The sequence below is a fragment of the Paenibacillus andongensis genome, from assembly GCF_025369935.1.
Taxonomy (GTDB): domain Bacteria; phylum Bacillota; class Bacilli; order Paenibacillales; family NBRC-103111; genus Paenibacillus_E; species Paenibacillus_E andongensis.
In genome coordinates this window covers 3046722-3070946 of sequence record NZ_CP104467.1, presented here as the reverse complement: position 1 = coordinate 3070946, position 24225 = coordinate 3046722, and the positions used below count along the sequence as shown (strand labels likewise).

At 45.3% G+C, this 24225-nt stretch carries 17 protein-coding genes; 2 read left to right on the top strand and 15 right to left on the bottom strand.

Annotated features, from left to right (window positions below; translation table 11 throughout):
* Nucleotides 1–97 precede the first annotated feature (97 nt).
* From NYR53_RS13410 to NYR53_RS13380, 7 genes are all read right to left on the bottom strand, one after another.
* Nucleotides 98–640 (bottom strand): GNAT family N-acetyltransferase, encoded by a 543-nt coding sequence (locus NYR53_RS13410; RefSeq protein WP_261305637.1) that lies wholly within the window; start codon nt 638–640, stop codon nt 98–100.
* Nucleotides 641–734: 94 nt separating this feature from the next.
* A complete protein-coding gene (locus NYR53_RS13405; RefSeq protein ID WP_261305636.1) occupies nt 735–1520 on the bottom strand; it encodes a DUF817 domain-containing protein in 786 nt (261 codons plus the stop codon).
* 599 nt (nt 1521–2119) lie between these two features.
* Nucleotides 2120–4156: a beta-galactosidase gene (locus tag NYR53_RS13400; RefSeq protein ID WP_261306358.1), complete on the bottom strand. Its 2037-nt coding sequence runs from the start codon at nt 4154–4156 to the stop codon at nt 2120–2122.
* A 250-nt stretch (nt 4157–4406) separates the two neighbouring features.
* On the bottom strand, nt 4407–5261 hold the full coding sequence (locus tag NYR53_RS13395) for a stalk domain-containing protein (RefSeq protein WP_261305635.1): 855 nt from the start codon (nt 5259–5261) through the stop codon (nt 4407–4409).
* A gap of 135 nt (nt 5262–5396) precedes the next feature.
* On the bottom strand, nt 5397–6956 hold the full coding sequence (locus NYR53_RS13390; protein ID WP_261305634.1) for an ABC transporter substrate-binding protein: 1560 nt from the start codon (nt 6954–6956) through the stop codon (nt 5397–5399).
* A gap of 61 nt (nt 6957–7017) precedes the next feature.
* The gene (locus NYR53_RS13385; RefSeq protein WP_261305633.1) at nt 7018–7917 is read right to left on the bottom strand and encodes a carbohydrate ABC transporter permease; all 900 of its coding nucleotides are present in this window, start codon (nt 7915–7917) and stop codon (nt 7018–7020) included.
* A 27-nt stretch (nt 7918–7944) separates the two neighbouring features.
* Nucleotides 7945–8862, bottom strand: coding sequence for an ABC transporter permease (locus tag NYR53_RS13380; protein WP_261305632.1), 918 nt, complete (start codon nt 8860–8862; stop codon nt 7945–7947).
* A gap of 204 nt (nt 8863–9066) precedes the next feature.
* On the opposite strand from NYR53_RS13380, the gene NYR53_RS13375 reads away from it, so the two are divergent.
* Both NYR53_RS13375 and NYR53_RS13370 read left to right on the top strand, forming a co-directional pair.
* Entirely contained in the window at nt 9067–10641 is a 1575-nt protein-coding gene (locus tag NYR53_RS13375; RefSeq protein ID WP_261305631.1) for a response regulator, read from the top strand.
* Nucleotides 10638–12428, top strand: a complete 1791-nt coding sequence (locus tag NYR53_RS13370) for a cache domain-containing sensor histidine kinase (RefSeq protein WP_261305630.1) — start codon at nt 10638–10640, stop codon at nt 12426–12428. The genes NYR53_RS13375 and NYR53_RS13370 overlap by 4 nt, the downstream gene beginning before the upstream one ends.
* 53 nt (nt 12429–12481) lie before the next feature.
* Here the strand turns inward: NYR53_RS13370 and NYR53_RS13365 are convergent, their stop codons facing one another.
* The 8 genes from NYR53_RS13365 to NYR53_RS13330 form a co-directional block, all read right to left on the bottom strand.
* The gene (locus NYR53_RS13365; RefSeq protein ID WP_261305629.1) at nt 12482–12808 is read right to left on the bottom strand and encodes an L-rhamnose mutarotase; all 327 of its coding nucleotides are present in this window, start codon (nt 12806–12808) and stop codon (nt 12482–12484) included.
* 145 nt (nt 12809–12953) lie between these two features.
* The gene (locus NYR53_RS13360; protein ID WP_261305628.1) at nt 12954–14132 is read right to left on the bottom strand and encodes an MFS transporter; all 1179 of its coding nucleotides are present in this window, start codon (nt 14130–14132) and stop codon (nt 12954–12956) included.
* 202 nt (nt 14133–14334) lie between these two features.
* Nucleotides 14335–14982 (bottom strand): DUF2238 domain-containing protein, encoded by a 648-nt coding sequence (locus NYR53_RS13355; RefSeq protein WP_261305627.1) that lies wholly within the window; start codon nt 14980–14982, stop codon nt 14335–14337.
* Nucleotides 14983–15193: 211 nt separating this feature from the next.
* Complete coding sequence (locus NYR53_RS13350; protein WP_261305626.1) at nt 15194–15352, bottom strand: hypothetical protein; 159 nt, start codon at nt 15350–15352, stop codon at nt 15194–15196.
* 1391 nt (nt 15353–16743) lie between these two features.
* Entirely contained in the window at nt 16744–17505 is a 762-nt protein-coding gene (locus tag NYR53_RS13345; protein ID WP_261305625.1) for an endonuclease/exonuclease/phosphatase family protein, read from the bottom strand.
* A 16-nt stretch (nt 17506–17521) separates the two neighbouring features.
* Nucleotides 17522–20770: a PQQ-binding-like beta-propeller repeat protein gene (locus tag NYR53_RS13340; protein WP_261305624.1), complete on the bottom strand. Its 3249-nt coding sequence runs from the start codon at nt 20768–20770 to the stop codon at nt 17522–17524.
* Nucleotides 20771–20890: 120 nt separating this feature from the next.
* A complete protein-coding gene (locus tag NYR53_RS13335) occupies nt 20891–21892 on the bottom strand; it encodes a zinc-dependent alcohol dehydrogenase (RefSeq protein ID WP_261305623.1) in 1002 nt (333 codons plus the stop codon).
* 34 nt (nt 21893–21926) lie between these two features.
* Nucleotides 21927–24176, bottom strand: a complete 2250-nt coding sequence (locus tag NYR53_RS13330) for a helix-turn-helix domain-containing protein (RefSeq protein ID WP_261305622.1) — start codon at nt 24174–24176, stop codon at nt 21927–21929.
* Between the last annotated feature and the right edge of the window lie 49 nt (nt 24177–24225).

The following is a 24225-nucleotide window of genomic DNA, read 5'->3' as shown; positions in this document are numbered from 1 at the left end:
CGACAACCGATCATTAGACCGACTGCTGTTTTTTCGTATATTCGCTTATTAGTTTGTGGTCAGCATGACTGAATAGATATCGTCTCCCGTAAGTTGACTAGATATCTCCGGTCGGATTGATAAGGGCCAGGAGCTGATGATCCTCCCACACCCCGTTGATCTTCACGTTGCTTCGAGAGATACCTTCTTTGTGGAAGCCGGCATTCTCAAGCACGCGGATAGATCCGGGATTCCGGGGAGAGGCTTCCCCAACGATCCGGTGAAACTTCAGTTCCTCGAAAGCATAGCGTACCACCTGCTTCACTGCTTCCGTCATATAGCCCTTGCCGTTATATGCCTGGTCTAGGTTGTATCCGATCATGCAGCTCTGAAGCGGACCTCGTAACACAAAGGACAGTCCGATGTTGCCAATAATCCGGTCGTCCTCCTTGTGGCATATCACGAAGACATATTTTCGATCCTCCACCCTGTCGGCCTTACTCTTAATAATCGTTTGGAGCTGGTGCTCCTCCGTATAGTACTCTTCCGGGTTTCTTGGCGAAAACTTCTCAAAGAACTCCCGATTGCGCTTGTACATTGCTGTCATTTCTTCGGCGTCCGACTCCTCAGGGAACCGGACATACACTTGCTGCTCCGACATCTGCATCATCCCCGTAAACTAAGATATTGGATAATTATATCATAGGATGGAAGGTTCTGATATTGATAAGATGAGATGTTTATATGAGGTAATCTTAGCAAGAAAATAAATCGTTCCTTGTTCGACTAGCTTTAACATTTTTAAGTTGGGCTACGATGATGACGCTAATGATTACCAGAAGGAACCATGAGCTGATCTTACTGAAACTAACCATTTGCCAAGTTTGGTGCTGATCAGGGTATTTCCAAGCATCAAAAAATGTGGCTATATTTTCTGCCAACCAAATGAAAAAACCTACAATGAAAAAAGCGAGAGTTAAGGGCATTCGATAAATTATAGTCCGTACCCGATATATGATCTGTGTTTTCCTGAAGATAATAAACACAAGTGCCGTTAACCACCAACGAAAATCGGGAATAAAATGATGTGTGAAAAAGTTGAAATAGATGGCTCCTCCTAACAGGCCCGAAGACCTAAGACCAGGCCAGCCAGTCATGTCCATCCGCAGTCTCCACCACACCTGACACATAAAGCTTGCTACACTTGCATACATAAATCCGCTATAGAGTGGGACACCGAGCAACTTCGTATACCCAGGCTCAGGATATGACCATGATCCCATCCTCACCTTATATAACTCCAGCAACAATCCAATAAAATGAAATATACAGATTACTTTGATTTCATCAAGTGTCTCTAAACCGCTGCGGTACATGATGTATTGCACGCCAAGCAGTATAAGTAGAATGGCATCATAACGATGAATGAAAGGTACCGCTATTAGGCTAGAGAGAGCTAAAGTTCCAAAGATCGCAACAGGAAATATGCAGCTCATCATCTGATGATAGCCAAAATGCAGTAGTTGAATGATTGGTTTCAATTAATCTTATCTCCTCCCCATACCCATTTAATCGTACTGATGTGGAGCGCGGATTTGATATATTGGTTACTTATTATATTTCTTGCTCTTTTGTCTTAGATCAAGAATAAAGGCGAATTTCCTATAAAAAAAGAGAATTTTTTGGGTTTAATATTTCTTATTTTTGATTAATCCACATAGCCTAGAAATTTTTAAAAAAACGTTAGCAAAACAGGCCACCGATTTTATCGCTGGCAGCCTACTCGATCTTTGTTATGAAGCTGTCGAGGAGAACTATTATTCAAGCCCCACAATAACTGCGAAAGTGCAGGTATTTTATTAAAATCGCTGGAATAGAGAAAACGCCTGCTATTATGCAGGAATTTTTAGCTTTTCCATCCTGAAATAAAAAAAAACCGTAAAGCCTGCACGATTGCAGGCTTTTACGATTAGGAGCTATTCAAAGAAAAAAAAGCATGTAAAATTGCAGGCTTACCTCAACCGTAGTCACTTCTTCTCGTTAAGTTCGCTCCAACCCAAAACATCTATAAAAAAGGATGCTGGAATTAGTAACCAGACATCCTCTTCTGTTTATGAAATTAGGTACTCTTCAACGAAATCTAGCGTTTACTCCTCTTCAGTATCCGAACGCCGTAAGGCTGGAGCTGCAAGCTCGAACCGATCTTCACAGACAACGCTGAATCCGAGGCTAGCATGTCTGTATATGCCTGTTCATCTAGTGTAATGGCGTGTGTTTTACGGCTAAAATTCATGAGAAAGATGAACTCATTCACACCGTCCGTACGAATTTGAGCTGTTACCTCCGCAGGCAGGTCTGTTTGTAGAGCACCATCGATGCCCGCTTCTTTAAGGATCTGCTTATAGAAACTGCTCTGGAAAGTTTGATTCGTACGAGCAGCGATATAATAGGCTTTGCCTTTACCGACCGCATTGACTGTGAGCGCAGGTCGACCTGCGTAGAAGTCATCACCATAGACAGCAAGAGTCTGAGCACCTTCTGTATGAATCAGCTCGCACAGCTCACGAACCTCATATTCACCTGTGATTTGAAGCGCATTGCCCTCTGTGAAGAGAACACGATTCACTTCATGATCATGCAGTCCGTCGATCTCCTCAGACCAGATGCCCAGCGTTTTGCGAAGCGGTCCCGGGAAGCCACCTTGGAAGCAAAGGTCATTCTCATCCACGATTCCAGACCAGTAGGTAGTGACGAAGGTTCCCCCATTCGCGACAAACTGTTCGATCCGCTCACCGACGCCTGGACGTACCAAATATAGCATTGGCGCTACAATAAGCTTATATTTGCTGAAATCACAGTCCATATCGATAACATCGACAGGAACACCTTGTTCCCAAAAGGCACGATAGTGACTTAACACCGTTTGTTCGTATTTGATCCCCCTATTACGAGGACCTTGCGAATCCTTAACGGCCCAGCGATTTTCCCAGTCGAAAATAATGGCTGTTTGTGCGGGCACTCGTGTCCCGATGAGATCAGTCAGCTTCTCCAGAGCACCGCCAAGCTCAGCTACATCTTGAAATACACGCGTATGCTCATGACCCACGTGATCAATCACCGCTCCATGCAGCTTCTCGCTGGCTCCTCGGCTTTTGCGCCACTGGAAATACTGAACAGAGTCAGATCCATGTGCCACGGCTTGCAAAGAAGAAAGAAGATGCATGCCCGGCTTTTTCAGCTTAGAGACAGGCTGCCAATTCGTTAAGCTCGGTGTACTCTCCATTAGCAGGAAAGGCTTACCGCCCCCAAGCGAGCGAAACATATCATGATTGAGAGAGAACCATGCGGCTAGATTGCTCTGATCTGACGCATCATGCCAAGTTGGATAAGCATCCCAAGAGATGACATCCAGAACATTGGCGAACTTCCAATAATTAAGACCTTCGTAAGCGTCCATGAGATTCGTCGTTACGGGCAGCTCGGTATTAACTGCCTTCAGAGGCTCGATTTCATGACGGCAGAAATCAACCGTTTGATCCGTCACGAACCGTTTCCAATCCAAATTCATCGCATGGACCAAATTCTCGCCATGAGGTGCTGGAGATTCAATCTGAGACCAATTTGTATACGTATGGCTCCAAAATGAAGTCCACCACGCCATGTTCAGAGCATCCAGCGTTGCGTATTTACGCTTCAGCCATTCGCGGAAAGCTTCCTGACAATAGTCACAGTGGCATTCCCCTCCATATTCGTTGGAGATATGCCAACCCACTACGGCAGGATGCTGCGCATAGCGCTCAGCCAACAGCCTGTTCATGATCGAGACTTTCTCCCGATAGACCGGAGACGTATAGCAATGATTATGACGCGCACCGAATAAATTGCGCACCCGATTAGGACCTACCCGCAGCACTTCCGGGTATTGCTCCGCCATCCACGATGGTCTGGCGCCACTCGGGGTAGCCAACCACGCATAAATGCCGTTCGCTGCGAATGTGTCAAGCACTCGGTCAAGCCAATCGAAGGTGAACACACCTTCCTCCGGCTCAAGCGCTGACCAAGCAAAAATGCCGACAGCCATCACATTACATTTGGCCAGCTTCATCATGCGAATGTCTTCTTCCAACACATGCGGATCATGTTGCCACTGATCAGGATTATAATCGGCACCGTGCATGAAAACAGGTAATTTGGGGCTAATTGGCGGATATTTCTGTGACAAGCTGATCACCTCTAGGATAAATGTATGGACTCATATTACGTTCATTGCATCCAAGTTTAACAGGTTCACCAGCACAAAAATACCCGATAAATTATCGATTACCCGTTCATTCTATCGACCTAAATAAATACCCTCATAACCAATAATCGGAAACCGACTAAACTCAAAGAGCCTACCCGAAGGTAAGCTCCACATGAATTAAAACTTATTTATCTTCGTAAATCACGACGGACTTCGTTTCTTCTTCCCATTTAACCGTTGCTTTTAGAGCTTCGCTAATGAAACGAACCGGTACAACCGTGTTGCCTTCAACGATGGCCGCTGGAACTTCCAGTGTTACTTCTTTACCGTCTACAGTAGCTTTCGTGCTATCGATAAAGAGCTTCACTGTAATTCCGCCACGAGTAACTGTTACTGAACGCTCTTCCGCGTTCCATGTTACTTCAGCTTTTAGCGACTCAGAAATCGCACGGAATGGTACCAATGTGCTGCCGTCTTTAATGAAAGGGTTCACTTCCAAAGTAGGCTCCTCACCATTCACATACAAAAGCACGCCTTTTTTTCCTAGTTTTTCATAAAGTTTGCCCAGTTTCTTGTAGGAATTCAAGTTCTTTATGTTAACTTTTACGGCTTCTTTTTGAACATAAACCGCATCGGTTACACTTCCCTGCTCGTCCAAAACATCAGCAACAGCAGAAAGTGCAGCATCTCGGTCTTTAATCGCATCAAGCTCAGCCTTTAATTCGTCGCTAATGTGAGCACCGTAGTTCGTCAAAAGAAGATCGGCAATAACAGCTCCGGCCGGCTTATCTTTTACATTCTCAAGTGCATGAAGAAGGCCATGATAACCGTTCTTGCCTTGGTTACCAACATATGTATCGGAAGTTACGGTTGCATCCTTATCTACATTAACTTTCACATTCAGTTCTACTGCTGGTTTAGACGAATCCGCTTTATCAGCATTGTTGCCATTTTCGGATTTTGCAAAGGCAGATCCTGTCATAAGGCTAGTTACAACAATACATGTAGCTGTGATCATCCAGGGCTTGTTCATTTTCATAATAACGACTCCTCAGTTGTTGGGATTTATTAACTCCCCTAACATATTCGACATCTTTCCTATTTTTGGAGGGGTCGCTTTGAGTGAATTGAAAAAAACCGCCTCCTGACAACAGGAAGCGGACCTCTCTCCAACTTATTTTTTCGCAATCACCGGATTAGCTTGATTCTGCATTTCAGCAACAACTTTCTCAATGCCTGCTTGCTTCAGCTTATCATTAAAAACTTTCAGACCATGCTTATCATCGGTAGGATCAACCAAACCATAGAAGAGCGGTTTACCGTAAGTCTCCATCACGTTGCTTACAGCGGCAACTTCATTTTTCACTTTGGTATCATCAAACGTAAATGTCTCTAACGGATGGTTGACAGTCACTGTCTTTTTCCAGTTTTCTGTGAATTTTTGTGTTTCAGCAGCTACTGTGGAATCCAACCGTTCATGCAAGGAATTCCAACCCCATGGATCCGTACCGGATGGAGGGAAATCAGCAGAGGCAGGAAGGGGTTTGAACTGATCGTTACCTACAGGCTCGTAGTGTTTGCCTTTAATCCCATAATTCGTTAGGTCATGAATTTCAGGATCATAACGGAGTAAATCAATCGCCATTAAACCACGCTCGTAGTTTTTCGAACCAGCATGGATGGACATCCCATTATTGATGAACGGATTGGAGAGACGCTTTTTGTCTGGACTCAGATCATACAGCTCTACTTTCCAATCGGGATGTGTGGTTAGCATTTCGGATTTTGCACGCAATAATGTTCCTAAATTCCATTCCACGGAAGCTAGTTTACCGTCTTTGAACGCTTGTGTTTTGTCAACTTTATTGGCAATGGCATCTCGGGACCAAGCACCTGTTTTTTGGGTATCATTCATTTTCTTAGCAAAATCGGCGAACTCAGGTGTATCTACATAGTTAAATAATTTACCGGAACCATCCGTTACTTTATAAGCGACCGGCAGTTGAGGCACAACGAAGTTCCATTCATTCGGTTGAACCAATTCAATGGCATTAAACTCACTAACACCGATACTTGGTTTAAAATCCTTCTCTTTCTCCGCAACCGTTTTCAAATATGTCACATAGTCATCATACGTCTTCAGTTCCGGCAAATTGTATTTTTGACGCAAGTCTCCGCGGATACCGACCATATGGTAACTGTACTCGAAATTGTTTTGTGGAATCATATAAATTTTACCGTTGATTTTCGCTTGCTCCCATGCTACTTTTGGCTCTTCCGCCCATGTTTTCGGAGCAAACTTCTTAATCATATCTTCTGTCAATTCCATATAGCCGTTTTTCGTAGCTTGCTGTGCATAGTAGGACCATGTAGCGGAGAATACGAGATCGAAATCCTCGTTAGCTGCGAACATAAGCGGATATTTCTGTTGATACTCGCCCCAATCTAAGAAGCTAACATCAAGCGTCGCATTAATCTTTTCCTTCATGATTTTATTAACTTCACCATAAACCTCATCAAAAGCTTTTGGCTTGGAACCAAGCAGAACCATTTTCAGCTTTACTTCTTTACTTGTATCAATACCATTGCTAGAAGTTGCGGAAGCGCTTGCTTGAGGTGTCGCAGACGTACCAGGTGTCGGTGATGCATCCTTCGTGCCGCAAGCTGTCAATACAGTACCCATCACGAAAAGTGATGCTAGACTGAGCTTTGCTAATTTCTTGGTGTATGCCATTTTTTTCTCCCCTTATAAAAGATAGATAATTTATGATAACCGGGAATTTGAATTCCCGGGGTTACCCTTTTACAGCTCCAACGGTTAAGCCTTGCACGAAATAACGCTGTACGAACGGATATAAGAATATGATCGGTCCTGTAACCAGAATAGCGAGCGCCATTTTCAAACTTTCACCAGGCAACTCCGTAACCTGCATACCTGTAATGGCCATAACTTTGCGAATGCCCTCGAGATTGCCCAGCATTTTATAAAGTAAATATTGCAGGGTATACAGTTTCTCATTCTGTACAAACAGCAGCGAGTTAAACCAATCGTTCCAATAATTCAGTGCGGTGAACAGTCCAATCGTGGCCAGTCCCGGTTTGGCTAGCGGCAGAATTAATCGGATAAAAATCGTGAAATCCCCTGCTCCGTCAATCTTCGCAGATTCCGTAATAGCGTCCGGTATGCTCCGTAAAAACGTTCGTAAGATGATAATATAGAACACATTTAAAAGCGGCGGCAAGAGCAGCGACCAGAAGGTATTCTTCATGTGTAAGTAGTTAACCATTAAGATGTACCAAGGTACAAGTCCGCCATTAAATAGGGTTGTGAAGTAGAAAAAGAAGGAAAATCCGCCTCGCCACTCAAAATCCTGACGCTGCAGGACATACGCAGCCATCGCTGAGATGAACAGTCCTACAATCGTTCCCGTTACGGTTAATGCAATGGTCAGCAGGTAAGAACTAACAAATTGCTGTGGATGTTTGAGTGCAAAAGCATAGGCATCCCAAGAAAACTCCTTGGGCCATATTCGAAAGCCATCGCTCGTAATCGATGATTCGCTCGTTAACGAGCCGCTAATGATAAGTATAAAAGGAATTAAACAAGCCAAACTGATCAAACTGATCAACACATAGCCCATGACATCCAGTATCCGCTGATCGATATGACTCTTTTTAACACTCATCGTACTCATAGGTTCACCCCGCAAATTGCATTCTGTTTAAAATAAGGCATTCTCTTTATCCGATTTACGCACAAGGAAATTCGTTACCATAATGGTCGCAAAACAAAGGATGGATTGATAGAATCCAATTGCGGATGACATCCCGATTTCATTGTTGACCAATAGGGAACGATACACATACGTGTCAATGACATCCGTCGTTTGATACAGCAGACCATTGTTGCCCACAAGCTGATAAAATAGTCCGAAATCTCCTCTGAAAATACCGCCAATCGCTAGTAGAACAAGGATGGTTATGGTTGGACGCAAGGACGGAATTGTAATATATCGAATCCTTTGAAACACATTGGCGCCGTCAATTTCAGCAGCTTCATACGTTTCTCGATCAATACTCAGAATGGATGCCATGTAAAACACTGCCCCATAACCAACTGCTTTCCACGCTGAGAAAAAGACGAGAATATACTTCCAATATTCCGGAGTTGTATATATATCAAGCTCAGGAATTTGTAAGGAGCGAAGTAATGTATTCACAGTTCCATGCTCGTAATTGAATAGATTGTACGCTACAGCACCAACTACGACCCAGGATAAGAAATACGGTAGAAACATAAGGGTTTGCGCCGTTTTGCGAAACAGTTTCGAGCCGATTTCGGCCATCAGGATCGCCACCACAATTTGAAGCACATTATTAATAAGGATAAAAGCGGCATTGTAAAGCATCGTGTTCCGCGTGACTCTAAACGCATCACCCGTCATGAAGAAGAATTTGAAGTTATCAAATCCCACCCATGGTGAGTTCATAATGCCCAAATCATAGCGGTACTGCTTGAACGCAAGCACGATACCGGCCATCGGTACATAGCTGAAAAGCAAGAAGTAAAGGACTGCCGGTGCAATCATGAACAGCAGTGTTTTCTTCGACTTGAGTCGATACAGGAGTCCTGTTCTCATCTTTATTCGTTCCCCCATCCGGTTCTAGTTGTCTCTCCTGTTACTAAATTAACAGGTTCCAAGCAGCGTAGTAACCCGACAAAATATCGATTCCCTGTAACTTTTGCAGATAGCCCATAAGATAGTGGCTTTGCTTGCTAATATGCGCTAATCTTAACCTTACATCATAAGTTTCTTCAAAAATGCTTGGGGGCGATTTTAATTATGAAACTTCTTTTCGCAGAGGATGAAAAATTCACGAGAGAAGGTATTCGTAAATCGATTGCATGGGGAGAACTCGGGATTACCGAGCTTGTCGAAGCGGTCGATGGACTAGAAGCGGTTGCTATCGCTGAGCAATTTCAGCCCGATATTGTGCTGACGGATATTCGCATGCCGCGCATGGATGGTATTGAGCTGGCTACGCACCTTCGCCGGAAGTATCCTTTGTGTAAAATTGTTTTTATGAGCGGTTACGCGGATAAAGATTACTTAAAAGCAGCGATATCGTTGAAAGCGGTCAGCTATGTGGAGAAGCCGATTGATATCGAGGAGCTGGAAGAAGCGTTGCGAAGCGCAATAGCTATTTGCTTGGAAGAGCAGCGGCACTTGGCGAACGATGCGGTAGCCAGAGATAATAAGAGCTATATCAAGCAAGAAGCAGCTCTCCAGCTCATTCGCGGGGGATTTGACGAAAAATTGCTAGTTAAGCGACTGATGGCCGTTGGATTCGAGGCATCACTTCAGGCTCCTGCCGTTACGATCATGGCCAAGCTAATCACGCCGCAACCATCCAAAGAAATCATCAGTTCCACACTTGAATCAGCAATGACCACCTTCGAAAATCCCTACTTGTATGCGCTGAAAGATGACAATCATGTCATCCTTCATTTATTTTCGAGCGGCATAGAGCCTTTAGGAAGCAGTGGTTTGCATCACGTTTGTTACGAGCTCTCTTCTGCCTTAAAAAAGGAATTTCATTCCTTCTCCATTGCCGCAGGAAAAATAGTGCCAACGGTTAAACGGCTGCAGGAGTCGTACACAAGTGCTGTCCTTCGTCTTCAGGAATCATTTTTTCATAAACCATGTTCCGTCATTCTGCATGACAATTATGGCAGCGAAATGCATTCTGATCATTATCAAGTGCCGGCTGAGTTAGTCAACAGGTTTCAAGAAGCACTTATTGAGGAAAACTTTGAGGACATTTCCCGTATGTTGAGCACGGTCACCACAGACATTCACCAGCATCCTGGAACGCTAATCGTCAGCGTCAAAGAGCTTTATTATCGTTTTGCTTTGGAAATGGACAAATTTGCTCGCAGCCGAAATGTCATCCTGTTCGATGTCTCGGAAGAAAGTAATGTGCCGTGGAAGCTTATTCTGGAATGTCACTTCCTAGATGATATCCATCAGGTGATCACCCAGAAGCTGGATGAACTGAAGCAAGCCTTCAGGGAACGCGGGAACGGAAGCATGTCATCTGCCAGCTCGCGGATCATTCGTTACATTCATCAGCATTTTGCTGAGGATAACTTGTCTGTTCAAGATGTCAGTGATCATATGCAAATGACTGCCTCGCATCTCATCTCAATTTTCAAAGAAGCAACTGGCAAAACCATTAAGCAGTACGTCACCGAATACCGAATGGAAAAGGCGAAGGATTTGCTCCGAAATAATCGTTTGAAAGTGCTTGACGTCGCTTCACAGGTGGGGTTTAAAGACGGGGAGCATTTCGCGAAAATATTCCGCAAATCTACGGGGATGACACCTTCCGAGTACCGGGAGCGATGCCAATTATGATGTTTACTTTGATTCAAACGATACGCAAATGGCTGTACAACGCGAAATTGCGGCATAAAATCATGGTTACTTATTTGCTGCTGATCATGATTCCGCTTGGCTTCTATCAATTCATTGCTTCGGATAAAATGTCTGCCATCATCATTAATCATGTGACGTATTCGGCTAAGCAGGGCTTCGACCAAACGTATTCGTTCCTCAGTTACCGCGTACAGCGGATTGCCGAAACGACGAATATTCTGGTATCGAACACCACCATCTCTGATATCTTAATGGACACGAGTATCACGCAGAATATTAATCGTGAGCTGCAAGATTACAGTAATCTGAAGCAGCTCCTCCGATCCATGCAGGACAGTCTTGATATTTCACGGGTTATCCTCTATGTGCCGAAGGCGTTTATTTTCGCCAACGAATCGGAGAATTTCTTGCCTCTCGACCAGACGGTTGACAGCCCTTGCTTTGCTCGATTAAATGAACTGCATGCCAAATATTTATGGTGCTCGCCACCAGAGTTAGGTTCTCAAGCTACCCATGATAACTCTTCCCTCTATGTGGTTAGAAGCATTCTGGATCCAAATAATTATTCGGTGCCCATCGGTCAGCTGCGTGTGGATGTACAGGCGGAGACACTGCGCTCTATGCTTAAAAAAGCCAACGTGGTGAAGAAAAGCGCCACTTTCTTAGTCGACCAGAACCATCAGATCGTACTTGCATCTGAACCTATAACTCTTACCGACCTGGACTTTACCCTGCCGGATATTGCAAGCGACGCGGTCACGATGAATTGGCAAAGCAATAATAACTACTATTTATACCGGCAGCTCCCATCGAATTGGGGCATGGTGACGGTTATTCCACTAGATGAAGTCGTTCAACAGAGCCATGAGTTGCGCAATGACTTGCTTGTTATTTTGCTTATTGTAAGTGGAATTGCTTACCTGTTGGCCTATTTGTTCTCCTTCTCGGTCACACGGCGCATTTCACAATTAACAAGCCGTTTGCGAGATGTACAGAAAGGTAATTTAATCGCACTGGCTCAGACGCAAGGTAAAGATGAAATTGGAGAGCTGATTCAGACCTACAACTACATGATTGAACAAATTAGCTCTATGAATAAGGAGCATTATCGATTAGGACAAGAAGTGAAAAATGCGGAGCTGAAAGCACTTCAATCGCAAATCAATCCTCACTTCCTGTATAATACGCTCGATCTCATTAACTGGATGGCTGACAGCGGTCTTAACACGGACATCAAAAAGGTCGTCAAGGCCCTTGCCCGTTTCTACAAAGTAAGCTTAAGCAGCGGGAAAGATATTATTTCGCTCCGCGAGGAATTAAAGCATGTTTCTTTTTACGTACAGATTCAGAATATCCGATTTGAAAATAAGATCGATTTTCAGATCCATGTGCCTGAGGAGCTGTTAGATTGCGCGATTCCGAAGATTACGCTGCAGCCCATCGTAGAAAATGCGATCCTTCACGGTATTCTTGGCCGTACTCACCGTGAAGGTACGATTACGATTAGCGGCGCAAGGGTAAATGATAACATTCACCTTATTGTCAAAGACGACGGAGTCGGCATGCGCGCCACCCAGGTCGAGGACATTATGACGGGCACGAGCCGCAGCAAAATTAGCGGCAGCGGATACGGCGTCAAAAACGTTATCGAACGCATTCGCCACTATTTCGGCGAGCCTGCGAATTTAACGTATCGAAGCGTTCCCGGCGAGGGTACGGAAGTGGAAATTACGATTCCGGCAACATCGGGATCAGAGATACTTTGATAGATAGAAGAAGAGCCTTAGGAAGCAGCTGCTTCCTAAGGCTCTTCTTCTATCTATTTCAAATAAAACACTTCACGCATCGGTTGAATTGGCACTGCTTCACGGAAGTCGAAGGAACCAACGACCATCTTCGAAGTAATCGCATTCCATCGATTACAAACTTCGCTTTCTGCTAAATACACGAAAGCAGCTTCCACATCATCACACAAGAAGCAATAAAAAAATTGTGCGCCATTTTGAAAGATCGAGTAATCCCTAATCCCGGCTTTCGTGTGCTCTTCCATAATTTCCGGCCATGGAGCCAGATGCATAGTCACGTATTCCTCTAAATCTTCTTCACGAATGGTCCATGTCCATGCGAATTTCCCACTATTCGTCATATGGTCACCCTTCCCCCTTAACATGCAATTAATTGTACTTTACCGCGACAACTTCGTCCCGTCAATAAACTACATCGTCCAAGCTTATAAAACAGAAAAAGACGACAGCCAATAAGGGCCGCCGTCTCTTGCTTCATGGTGTTAATTATTCGATTTTACGGGATGCTCCAATGAACCAAACAAGAAAAGCATAACACAATAGCGCAATAAAACCATAGCCGCCGAATACGTCATATTTTGAGGCGAAGTAGCCGAAACCAAGACCTGCGAGAGTATGCACAAGATTCTCCCCTAACGATTGGAAAGAATCGATCGTTGCCCGCATAGAGGAATTAGTTCGGTGATGCAAGTAGCCAGAGGCGATTGGCTCCATCACCCCAGAGAACAAGCAAATGAAAAGCATCGCTGTTAGGCCGATGAAATCCTTGCTAATGGCAACATAAGTAAAGCCGACGGCGAATACAGCCATAATCATGAAAATCAGCGCTTTATAGCTGAACCAACGAATCAGCACGTGTGCCATCAGATTGCCAGGAAGCTGCAGCAGCATGATCGCGGCTGATAATACGCCGAAATATATAACCGGAATGCCCAGTCTGCTTACGTATAACTGCCAGAACTCATAAATATAGCCCAGCGCAGCGCCTGTCACCATGGCTGAAAGCAACACTATAGAGACACTAGGGTTTGTTCGAAAAAACCGCAGGGACATAGCCATATATGTCTTGAAAGGAATTGCTTCCTCGACAGAACTATCTTCTGAACCAGCAGCAGGCTCGATCAATAACAATGAGAGCGCAAAGGCGATTAGTGTGCTCCCGAGCGATATCCAGTAGTTCAGCTCGAGGCTGAATTTACTTGCAAGCAAGCTTCCGCACAGGGCGGCGAGTATGGCGGATGCGAAGTCGCAGGCATTCAATCTGCCCAGTTGTTTTTCGAACGTAGAAGCCTTCCCTTGCAGCTTTAAGGAATCGTAAAGCAAGGCATTTTCTGAGCCGCTGCTGGCCGATCTACTTACGCCCGCCAAGAAAACAACCAAGGCAAAGTGCCAGAATTCCGTCGCATAAAGTAGAATCAGAAACTCACTGCACCTTAGCATAGCGCTTAGTACTAGCATTCTTTTTCGGCCCCACTTGTCGGCCATAATGCCGGTCGGAATCTCCAGAAGGACGATGGTCAGGGCGTAAATAATTTCGGTAAACACGACCATCTGAATGGTCATACCCCGCTCCTCCCAGAATAGCCTCTCGATAACGTAGGCTGGGATAAGGCTGGAAAAGAAGCGGAGCGCAAATAGTTTGGTAAGATTGGCTGTGTAGTCCATGAAGGAGCTCCTCTCCTAAATCTGATTGGCTTATTGAGCTCAATCAAATCAGGGGGCGCTCGCGATGGACTAGCGGTTACGTCTTAGCAGGGAGGTCGTGCGAAAGCTATCATCGTGAGGTCTCTCCTTTCATTCAGATTATGGTTATCCCCATCATAAGTTGGGAAGCATGGCGCGTCAATGTGATTATTTGAGCTGATTTTCAATGCCTTTTTAACGGTTTATCATCATCAGTACGATGTCTATGATGAAACCAAGCAAGCATGCCCATTGAAATAATCGCTCCAATTAATCCAAGTCCCATATCTTTTTGAGTATCAAAGCAATCACCTTGCAGCCCGACATATGCTTCTCCCTTTTGACCAGCTACAAATGCAGCCACCATCTCTATGATTTCGAAGCAGGCACTGCAACTGAAAACGACTGCCGCGGGAATGGCATAAGACCAAAAACCACGCTGTGCGGCGGCCCGGGTTAGCAATTCACGGAATGGATACCCCCAGAACAAACCGAATGCGAAATGAACGACTCGATCGTAATAGCTTCTCTGGGTATGATACGAAGCTTTCAGCCACATGTCGAAAGGTGTGCCCTGGTACGTATAATGAGCCCCGTAGGTATGTAAGCAAAGAAAAATAAACATGAGTAAATAGGAAGTATTAGAGAACCGGAATACTTTATAAGTGAAAGCGAGAACAAACACGACGATAACAGGGAGTATGCTCTCCATGATCCATTGAATCCGATCAGTCGGTGAGATGGCCGTGAATCCCCAATACACAGCAAACACGACGATCATCAAGTGCAAAAGCCAGTTGCGGGAAAATGGTATGTTCGGGTTCGTCAGCATATTCGTCCATTTCTTAGAGATAGGATGCTAATCATGTAGTAGTCCACCTTTCCGCTTGTTTGTCTTTTATCTTTGATATAACAAAATCCCGTTAGCCATTTCGGCCAATGGGAGAATGAAATTTAACTTATTCGGTCTTAAGCTTAGTACTAATTGTCAAATCTATACCCCCAAAGAGATTTATGTTCTTTAGGCGAAGTTCCGATAGTTATTAGTCTTCAGGTGTACGATCCAAATATAATCGAGTCACTGAAGTCGCGTCGCCCTTTTCGATATCTTCTTCCGTTGCTTTTTTCTCAAGGGGATCATGCGTGTTCATACCCGGTGCAATTGTCGGCTCGTTATGGTTGGCTTGGGTCCTGTCTTTCAAATTGATCACCTCCATCAACCATAGTTTGGATAAATATGCCGATTCTATACTTGGACTATAAATTCTTTAAGTAATTACTAGACCTCCAATAAGCGGTTACGCGGAACGTCGATGCGTTATTTTGGGAAACCTGGAGCGACTCGTCTGGCGAGTAATCATGCATTTTCTACATCAAAATTAGGGGGCCGCAGTGAAAGCGAAGTTAACTTTACGAAGCAATCTCTGCCGTTTCACGGACGAGCGCGTCAAATAGGTCAATTGCCTTAGACAAATCAGAACGCTCAGCTGTTAAGATCTCCTTAGTTTTTAGTTAATTTTTCAAGAATCTTTTGCAGCGTAGTATTAATATTCAACAAGGCCATGAAAACGAATCCAAGCATAATAAACGTGATTATTTCTTGTGTGAACATCGATACTATCGCTAATATGACCGCATATATCCCATAAAAATTATTTTTTGAAAATATCAATTCAAACCTCTCCTCTTCTAATGAAATTCTCCCTATTATTTTACCATAATATGGTTGAAATTACGGGAGTCGCAGTTTCCCCAAATCGAGTTGCTTGATCTGATCTTCGGACAGATTTGTAATCTTATTTACACCTTTTACTCCACTTTTTGGAGGCTATAATAAAAAGCTTGGTGCGATGGCAAGTAGATAGAAATCTGGTCAGTTACTGATAAACAGCTGACCGAATCTATACTCTGTGGAGTGATTTCTAACATAAAAGCTGCTAATTTGAGGTTCACGGGGAACAAGAGGGCGCTATTTCGTTGATTATGCCGATGTAGGGCTGGCAAGCGGAACGAGGGTGCGCTATTTTGGTGTTTTACCTGCTTTTACACCCCAAAAGTGGGAAATAGAGGCTCCTCGTTCCGCAAAACCGTGATATACGCAGTTTTGAGCAAAATAAGGCTTCTACGTTCCGCAAACATCTGTTGATGCCAGGTGCGTGTCGAATTTGGGATATAGATAGAGGAACTAGGAGTACGGCTTGCCTAAGAGAGGCCATGATATTGACGTGCTCCGCTATTGCATGAGGGTATAGTAAAAAGTTGATGCGTGGGCAGGTAGATAATCAAGAATAGGTTCACAGGTTGGTGAACATTACATATTTGGCTACTTGGCAGAAGGAGCGGCTATACGGGAATCGACACGAAATGGACGGTTGAGCAGTTACTCACAATTCAATATTCCGCACTGGCAGGTCTTGCCGAGTATCTTCCTATGTATTTCGCCGCCTCTTTGATATTAGTTGTGCCTAGCTTGGCTAAGCGCGGTCTTATGTGGTCAAAAAAAGAGCCGCCGCGGCAGCTCCTTGATAATGTATAAACACAAATCCTTCATTACTACAAATGGTTTGACCAATACTGTCACAACTTTTGCAAGCTACAACCGCAAACTCGCCACGACTGGATAATGGTCTGACGGATAGCGACCGTTATACAGGCTTCGGTCTACGTTAATTGCATTCACTTCAATTTCAGGCGTCACGAAAATGTAATCTATCGGCTCTCCCGTATCGCCGCCGTTAAAGTCATGCCAGGTACGGCCTACATCTTTGTCCTCGCCAAATGCGTCACAAAGCCCCGCTTGTGTCAGAATTCCGATTACTTCGCTGCTCGGGCCGCAGTTAAAATCACCCGTCAACATTGCCGGAATCCCGTCTCGGCCGTTCATGGTGCGGATTCGTTCTACAATGAGTTGGATGCCGTTCGTTCTAGCTTCCTCACTCATATGATCCAAGTGAGTATTGAACACGAACAACTCCTGTCCGTCTTGCTGCTTCAGCCGTGCCCAGGTGCATATTCGCGGACAGCCGGCGTTCCAGCTCATGTACCCGAGCTGTTCAGGAAATTCGGATAGACCGAAGTTCCCGCACTCGACTGGGTTCAGCAGCCCACGATGATAGAAGATGGCGCAGTGCTCATCTTCATGCCCACCCTGACGGCCATCGCCTAGCCAGGCATAATCGGGAAGAAGCGCCTGCAGATCCAGCAGCATTGCGTGCGTTCCCTCCTGCGTACAAACAATCGCTGCCCCTGCTTTTTTGATCGCCTCAGCCGCTTCAGTGATCCGGTTCGGCCATGCATTGTCGCCATCCTGCTTGACATGAACCCGCAGGTTAAACGTCATCACGGTTATATCCATTGTTCTCCTCCAATAGTTACAAATAACCTGCCAACTTTTTAAGAATTCGCGCTTGTTCTAGCGTCATTTTTTTGCCGCTTTGGGCGTCCACTTCATTAAGGAAAGCGTGGAGCATGCCTTCCTTGGCCTTTAGATTTCCTCGCTTCTCCGCTTCCTGCGCATTCAAAAGCTTGCTGCAAAGACCATTTGCAATCCCCTGATCGTCCGCCATAAACTGACGAATGAGTTCACACATCCCGTCATAGGTCACGGAAACTTGGAACGTAAATGTCGCGTTAGTGGTGTTTCCTGCTAAATCTGTCGCTGACACCGAAATATCGTGGCTTCCAGGTTCAAACGTATAGGCAGGTTGCCCAACGAGTGAAGATGAACACGAATTCGTAACCAGTCCGGATAATGTGTCTGCAGCTGTGCAACCGATATAGACCGCTTGCTGTACAGTATACGAACGTTCGCCCGAGAATTCAATAACCGGCGCCGTTTTATCGATCCGGATGTCCATCGTTCGAGGAATCTCCTTGATACCCGAGAAATTCGTGGCGGCATACGTCACACTCGTAACCCCTTCCGCAGAAATCGGAAATTGAAGTGATGCTCCCTTTACGGTCGTTTGATTAATCGGCTGCGCCCCCGTTGCGGAATAGGTGATGGCGTAGGCACGGTTTGCTTCAATCGTTACAGCAGCATCCTTGTTAATCCAACCGCTCTCGTTCGGAGACGGGCTAATGCTTGCGACTGAGATCGGCGGGACGGAATCTTTGACGCTAATAAAAAAATCATCATAATATGCGGATGAAATATTATATCGGCTCGTCACAGCGATTAGACTAGCGTAGGCTGCATTGGCCGGCGCCTTTCCCTTGAGTGTCACCTTCTGCCATTGGGCCAATCTGGATTCGTCCAGATGGATTTCAAGTGTGGAGATCGTCGCGTTGTTCTTGTCAAAGAAGCGGAACATGAATCCCGGTTGACCTGATTCAATATACAGATTGACGCCCGCTTGGTATTCTTCACCAGGTTTGACCGGAATCTTATCGCTTTGTACGGCAACGGAAGCTGTTCGCAATTTATCCGTAACTTTCAGGCTTTTGGAGCCGGAGAAGCTGCGCTCGCCGCTGATTTCAAACCGATAATCGGTTCCTGTCGCGAACAAAGAAGTCCAGCCGGGAATGACGCCGTTATTCACATTATCTTCCAATCCGGCATTACGGACAGGAACGGGGATGCCCGGTGGCTCCTCCACGATTTCCCCATCTACTTTCATTCGGTATAAAATTGTATTAGTTGCCTGATCAGTTAAGTATAAGTTCCCATCCATTCCCAGATCAAATCTTGAAGTGTCCGCCAACGTGCGGAACTCTAATGTTTGCGGATCGATAACAGTCAGTTTGTTATTAAAAAGGACGTAGAGCAGTCCGTCCTCCGACCAGCGAAGCGGATGATGAGCCCATTGGCTGAAGCTCAGACTCGGATAGATTTTCTTGCTTTTTACAACGGTGTACGTATTCGGATCTATGGCAAAAATATATTCGTATGAGGCGCCCCAGATCAAGCCATCCGGTCCGACAGACAGATCGCCGATGAAGATCGGTTTCGTCAAGCCGGGAACCCGAAGTGGGAATTCAGCGATTTTTTGCTCCTTGTCGACATCCCAAACGAAGATTTTCGCTTCCTCTTCCGTCGGTTCCGAGCCAAGGCCATTTCTGATCGTGGTGGATCCGAATATTTTGCCGTTCAGGTAAGCTGAGCTGAGCACGCTTTGATTCTGGACAACGTTCCGGTGCACTTTCGTTTCCCCCGTAGCCGGATCATACACAGTTAATGATCCGCCTAGCGTCCCATAACCGGATATCGTGGAAATAAACAGTTTGCCTTGGCCGCCTGTGATATTTACAAGCCGCTCCTGATCATCCCCTAACACAGCTAAACGTTTCGGGTTTGAATCGCTCGGTTGGGCCGCCAAGTCGTATTCATACAGAGCGCCTTCCGGGTAAACCCCCATATATACTTTGTTTCCAACAGGGTATACACTATCAGCTTGACCGATGCTGAAGGGCTTGGCGGTGTTATCCGTCAGATTGACAAGCGATGATCGAGCCTGCGAACCAGTCGTGATCAGCTGTGTTTTCGTGACGCTCTGGAGTCGGTTCACAACCCCAGGCAGTCCAGGTATGACAGGCGGTTTGAGATAAACCTGTTTGGTCGCGATATTCATCAACGTTACGCCGCCGTCATAACGAACCGTCACCAAAGTTTTGCCGGGCAGCTCGGGGTTGTTCGGAATCTCCACCCAATCCGCCCCCCGCAAGCCTGAACCATACTCCATTCCTGTCAACGCGACTTCATGCGTCGCTAGATCGAAGGTCTTTAGCTTTTTATCGGACATATAGTACAGTTTTCCGTCCAGTGAGTCCGTGGCATGCAATCCCGTTACATTCTCCAATTGGACGTCCAGCCAAGCTTCAGTCTGCGTATCGTAGATGTAAGCTTCTCCAGGTACCCCGCTGCCGTCCGTATAACGGGCAAACAAATAACGATCGTCAATCGTGTCCAAGTCATACACCGTATCGTTCTTGACATTGAGGGAAGCGGCAATATTCGTTTTCGCCCCCGTGGCCAAATTCACCTTCACAATTTGTTTATGTGCGGTTCCCGCATAGACGTTCCCACCTTGGTACGCGATAGAACGTACATACTCTTGATCCAGTGCGCCGATGACACGGCCGTAATCCTTCGTCAACTTGGATGCAGGGTCATACTGATAAACCTTGCCGCCAGGATATGTCCCTACATAAACACGTCCCTGCTCATCCGTCGTAATACTATTCGGTACGGATTGCCCGTCGAATTGGGCTACCTGCGTTGGCGTATGCGTTACCGGCGAGTAGCTCCAAAGTCTAGCCCCTCCTCCATCAGCCGCAAGGTATAAAGTTCCGTCTGGGGCGACAGTATGCGCCCATGAACTTTCCGAAGGGCCGATTGGCATGCTTCGCAACAGCTTATAATCCTCCAGATCAATAACATTGAGATGTCCCGGTTTCCCTTTGCTCGTCGCGTAAAGCACATAATGCCCGTCTTCCCGGCCAACTGTGCCGTTGAATACCGCAACCGTATAATTATTCGGAATCAGAAGCTCCTCCGGAGTCCCGTAAGTTTTCTGTGAAAGCCGACTTCCCTCAGCCGAGGCTGACAAACCGCTCCAACTTGTCAAGGTTATCAAAATAATCATCATGAGCACGAAAACACGATACTTCCTGTTTAGCATTACAAAACCTCCTCAGAGTTTTCAGAGATAACTTCCCATTTTGAAATGTAAGCGTTTCCAATTTAACTCAATTCCCGAACATTTCTTCCTCCATCACAGTTTCAATGCTCCTCCAAGACCTTATTTTTCGTATTTCAAAAGCGTTCCCATCACACTGCCTGGCTGCTCATAATTTCGGTAAGCTTCTTCCGCCTGCTCCAAAGGAAAAATATCAGATATAAGCGGCTCTACTTTGATGCGATTCTCCGCCAGCAATCGAACATATTCGCCGATATTCCGGCCTTCAGTCCAGCGTACGAAGCCAATCGGATAATCGCGGTTTTCCAGCTCATATTGTGCATCGTAACGCCCGGGACCGCCAGCTCTGGAAATTAGAACTTCTGCTTCCTTGCCGAACATAAGCCCTCTAGAAAACTCAGTCGATAAATCTCCGACAATAACGATTTTACCTTTATCCCTGATCCATTTTAGAGAGCTGTTAATCAATGCTTCACCGGGTCCACTTGCACACAGGATCACGCTATCAGCCCCATGACCGCCAGTCAGTTGTCTCAGCTTATCTTCCAATTGTTCTTGATCGACAAATACGTGCCGGATCCCCTGCTGTCGAAGCAATTCAACACGACTGGCATTCAAATCTAGACCTGCTACTTGAAAACCCGCTGCGGAAGCAACTTGGGCGATCATCTGCCCCAATATCCCTAATCCAACGATAATCGCGGATTCCCCGAATCGTAGATCCGCTGTGCGCAGTGCATGGATGGCAATAGCGCCTAGCCCTGCAAATGCCGCATCTTCTGGGCGGACATGATCCGGCACAACAGCGGTTAAATTGGCAGGTACCGTTAACCAATCTGCATGTCGTACATAAGGGGCACCGTAGCATGCGACTCTCTGGCCCACTTGCAAACCGGTCACGTTGTCCCCGATATCTTCTATGACTCCGACGGCACTGTACCCAAGCAATCCCTGATGCTCGGAAGCGCGTTTGATATACGTCATTTCGGTTCCGGGACTAATCGCCGAGTACTCGGTCTGTATCCGCACATGACCTTCAGGAAGGACGCCAAGGTCAACGTCCGTAATCATAATCTTGCCTTTTACAGCTGCAACAGCCTTCATTCTGGTTCTCCTCTTCCCATCCGAACTCCTAGATTTAATCTACTGGTTTCTTGCGATATTCACTTGGAGAGATGCCGTAATATTTTTTGAAAGTGGTGGTAAACGTGGATGAATTCAGATACCCTGTCTTTTCCCCAATTTCCGCGATACTCAGTTCCGTATGTTTCAAATATTCACGTGCGTGCGACAATCTGACCTTATTGAAATATTCCACATAATTGACACCGAACGTTTTCTTAAAATAGTTCGAGAAATATTTGGGAGTCGTATTCAGCACCTCAGCCATATGATCAAGATACAAGTTCTCCATATAGTGCAGCTCAATATATTGGGAGATGAACTCTGGATTCAGTTTGCTCTTCTGTTCATGACTTCGTTTGTTGGCGATGAATCGGACCACCTCGATAAGCGCGCTCTGGATTTCGCCATAACCAAAAGCGTTATCCACTTTCCAGTAAAAGTCCGTTTCCAATTTGCAAAAATCCTTATTTCCGGAAGAGACATCCTCAATCTGCTTGGAAAGGTAGAAAAATATACACTTGGCAATATGCGCAAGCTGATGGTAATGGACATTCCGATCCTTATTTTCCTGAATAATCTCTTCAACAATTCGGATGCCTTCATCCACTTTTCCGCTTATCAACGTATGAGACAGCTTCTCGATCTTCTCGAAAGGAAAATATATATCCGAGACGTAGCGAATGGATTCCATATCGACAACTGTCCGAGGCATATTGACATTCCGGTAAAGCATGCCCTTCATAACGTCTTGATAGGCCTCATTACAATTGCTAACTTTAGAATCGTACAACTTGCTGACGCACCCCCAAACGGAGTAACCTTTCAGCTCTTCTTTCATAGCACGATTCACAATTGACTCCAGAGCATCCATAACCGTCTTCCGTTCCGAGGCCTGTTCGATTCCTATTAGAGCAAGAAACTGCCTACTGCCTGCATGAAATACAATAGCATGATCTACCTTGCTGCTCAATCCGCTGCTCAAGATATCTGTCATTTCCTCAATCTGCAGATGGGGTTGATCGTTCTCATCGTGACGCTTTACGTGCAGGGCAGCCATAACAAACTGACGCTTACGGAAAAAATCGGAATAATACTTTTGCATTTGTATGTCGTATTCCTGAGCGTGCGAAAAACCATCCAGCATTTGCAGAAAAATACCTCTGCGCATCTCAGAATCGACAAAGTCCATTTGTCTCTTGAGAGATTCATTTTCCGCCTGCACACTGACAATGCCGCTGTATATTTTCCGAAAATCATTCCCTTTTATATGCCCGCCACCAAGCAATTTGAGAATATCCTTGACCGGGCGGTACAAGTAGATGCTGAGAAAAGCGGAAAGCAGAACAGCACTGATGATCGCACTGATCATAATCATGTGATTAGCGGTTGCGACTGAATTAATATTTTGGAATTGATAAGGAACTTTATTGATATAAATGTAATCGTTATACTCCGACCTGTAGAAGTTATATTCGAAATTCTCGCGAGTTAAAGATCCTTCCTGAGACGGATTAAAATAAACATCGTTTAATACTTTATCCAGATTCCAATCTTTGTCCGTGCTGAAAATCATATTGCGGTTTGCATCGAGAACGATCAAGGAAGCTCCCGGAATCATCGCGCTGAGATCGATTTTCTTCAGCAGTTTGTCAGCATTCATCAGAACCATGACATTCTTATCGGACATTCGGACTTTATTGCCGTCCACAGCCACCATTAACCGTTGTTTTCTGTTCGTTAATCCGTCATTCGAAACAGAAAAGTCTTCCACCGGAAAAAACGTTAACGCATGCTTGGATTTGGTAAACGCCCGCCAATAATCATAATTCCAGCTCTCGTGTTTGTACTTTTTTTCGAAAAGAATCTTCAAATCACTGGTGCCTTTGGCGGTAACGGCCAACTCGAGATTATTGTAAAATACAATCACATCTTCGATATAATCCACGGAGGAAGCCAGCCTGGAGATGTTTTCCTGCATGGTGTAAGCCTTTGTCATATCAATGCGCTTATCTTCTGCCGATTCAAGATTGTCGTAGGGCAGTCCTTGGATGCTAAACATGAGATTGTTAACGTTCGTAAAGCTGCTGTCAAATGACTGAATAATATTCTTGATAGCTAACCGATTATTTTGCGTTACTTTCTCATAGATCCCGGAAATGGAATTTTTATAGACAACATAGTTGGATACAAACATGATCACAATGACTAGCAATAATGCGAAAAAGATTTGCAGCAAGCCTCTGTTAGCCATTAATCGGTTCATTGGTGTCACCTCATTACCTCTCACCTTTGTCTCCAACTAATATTCCACA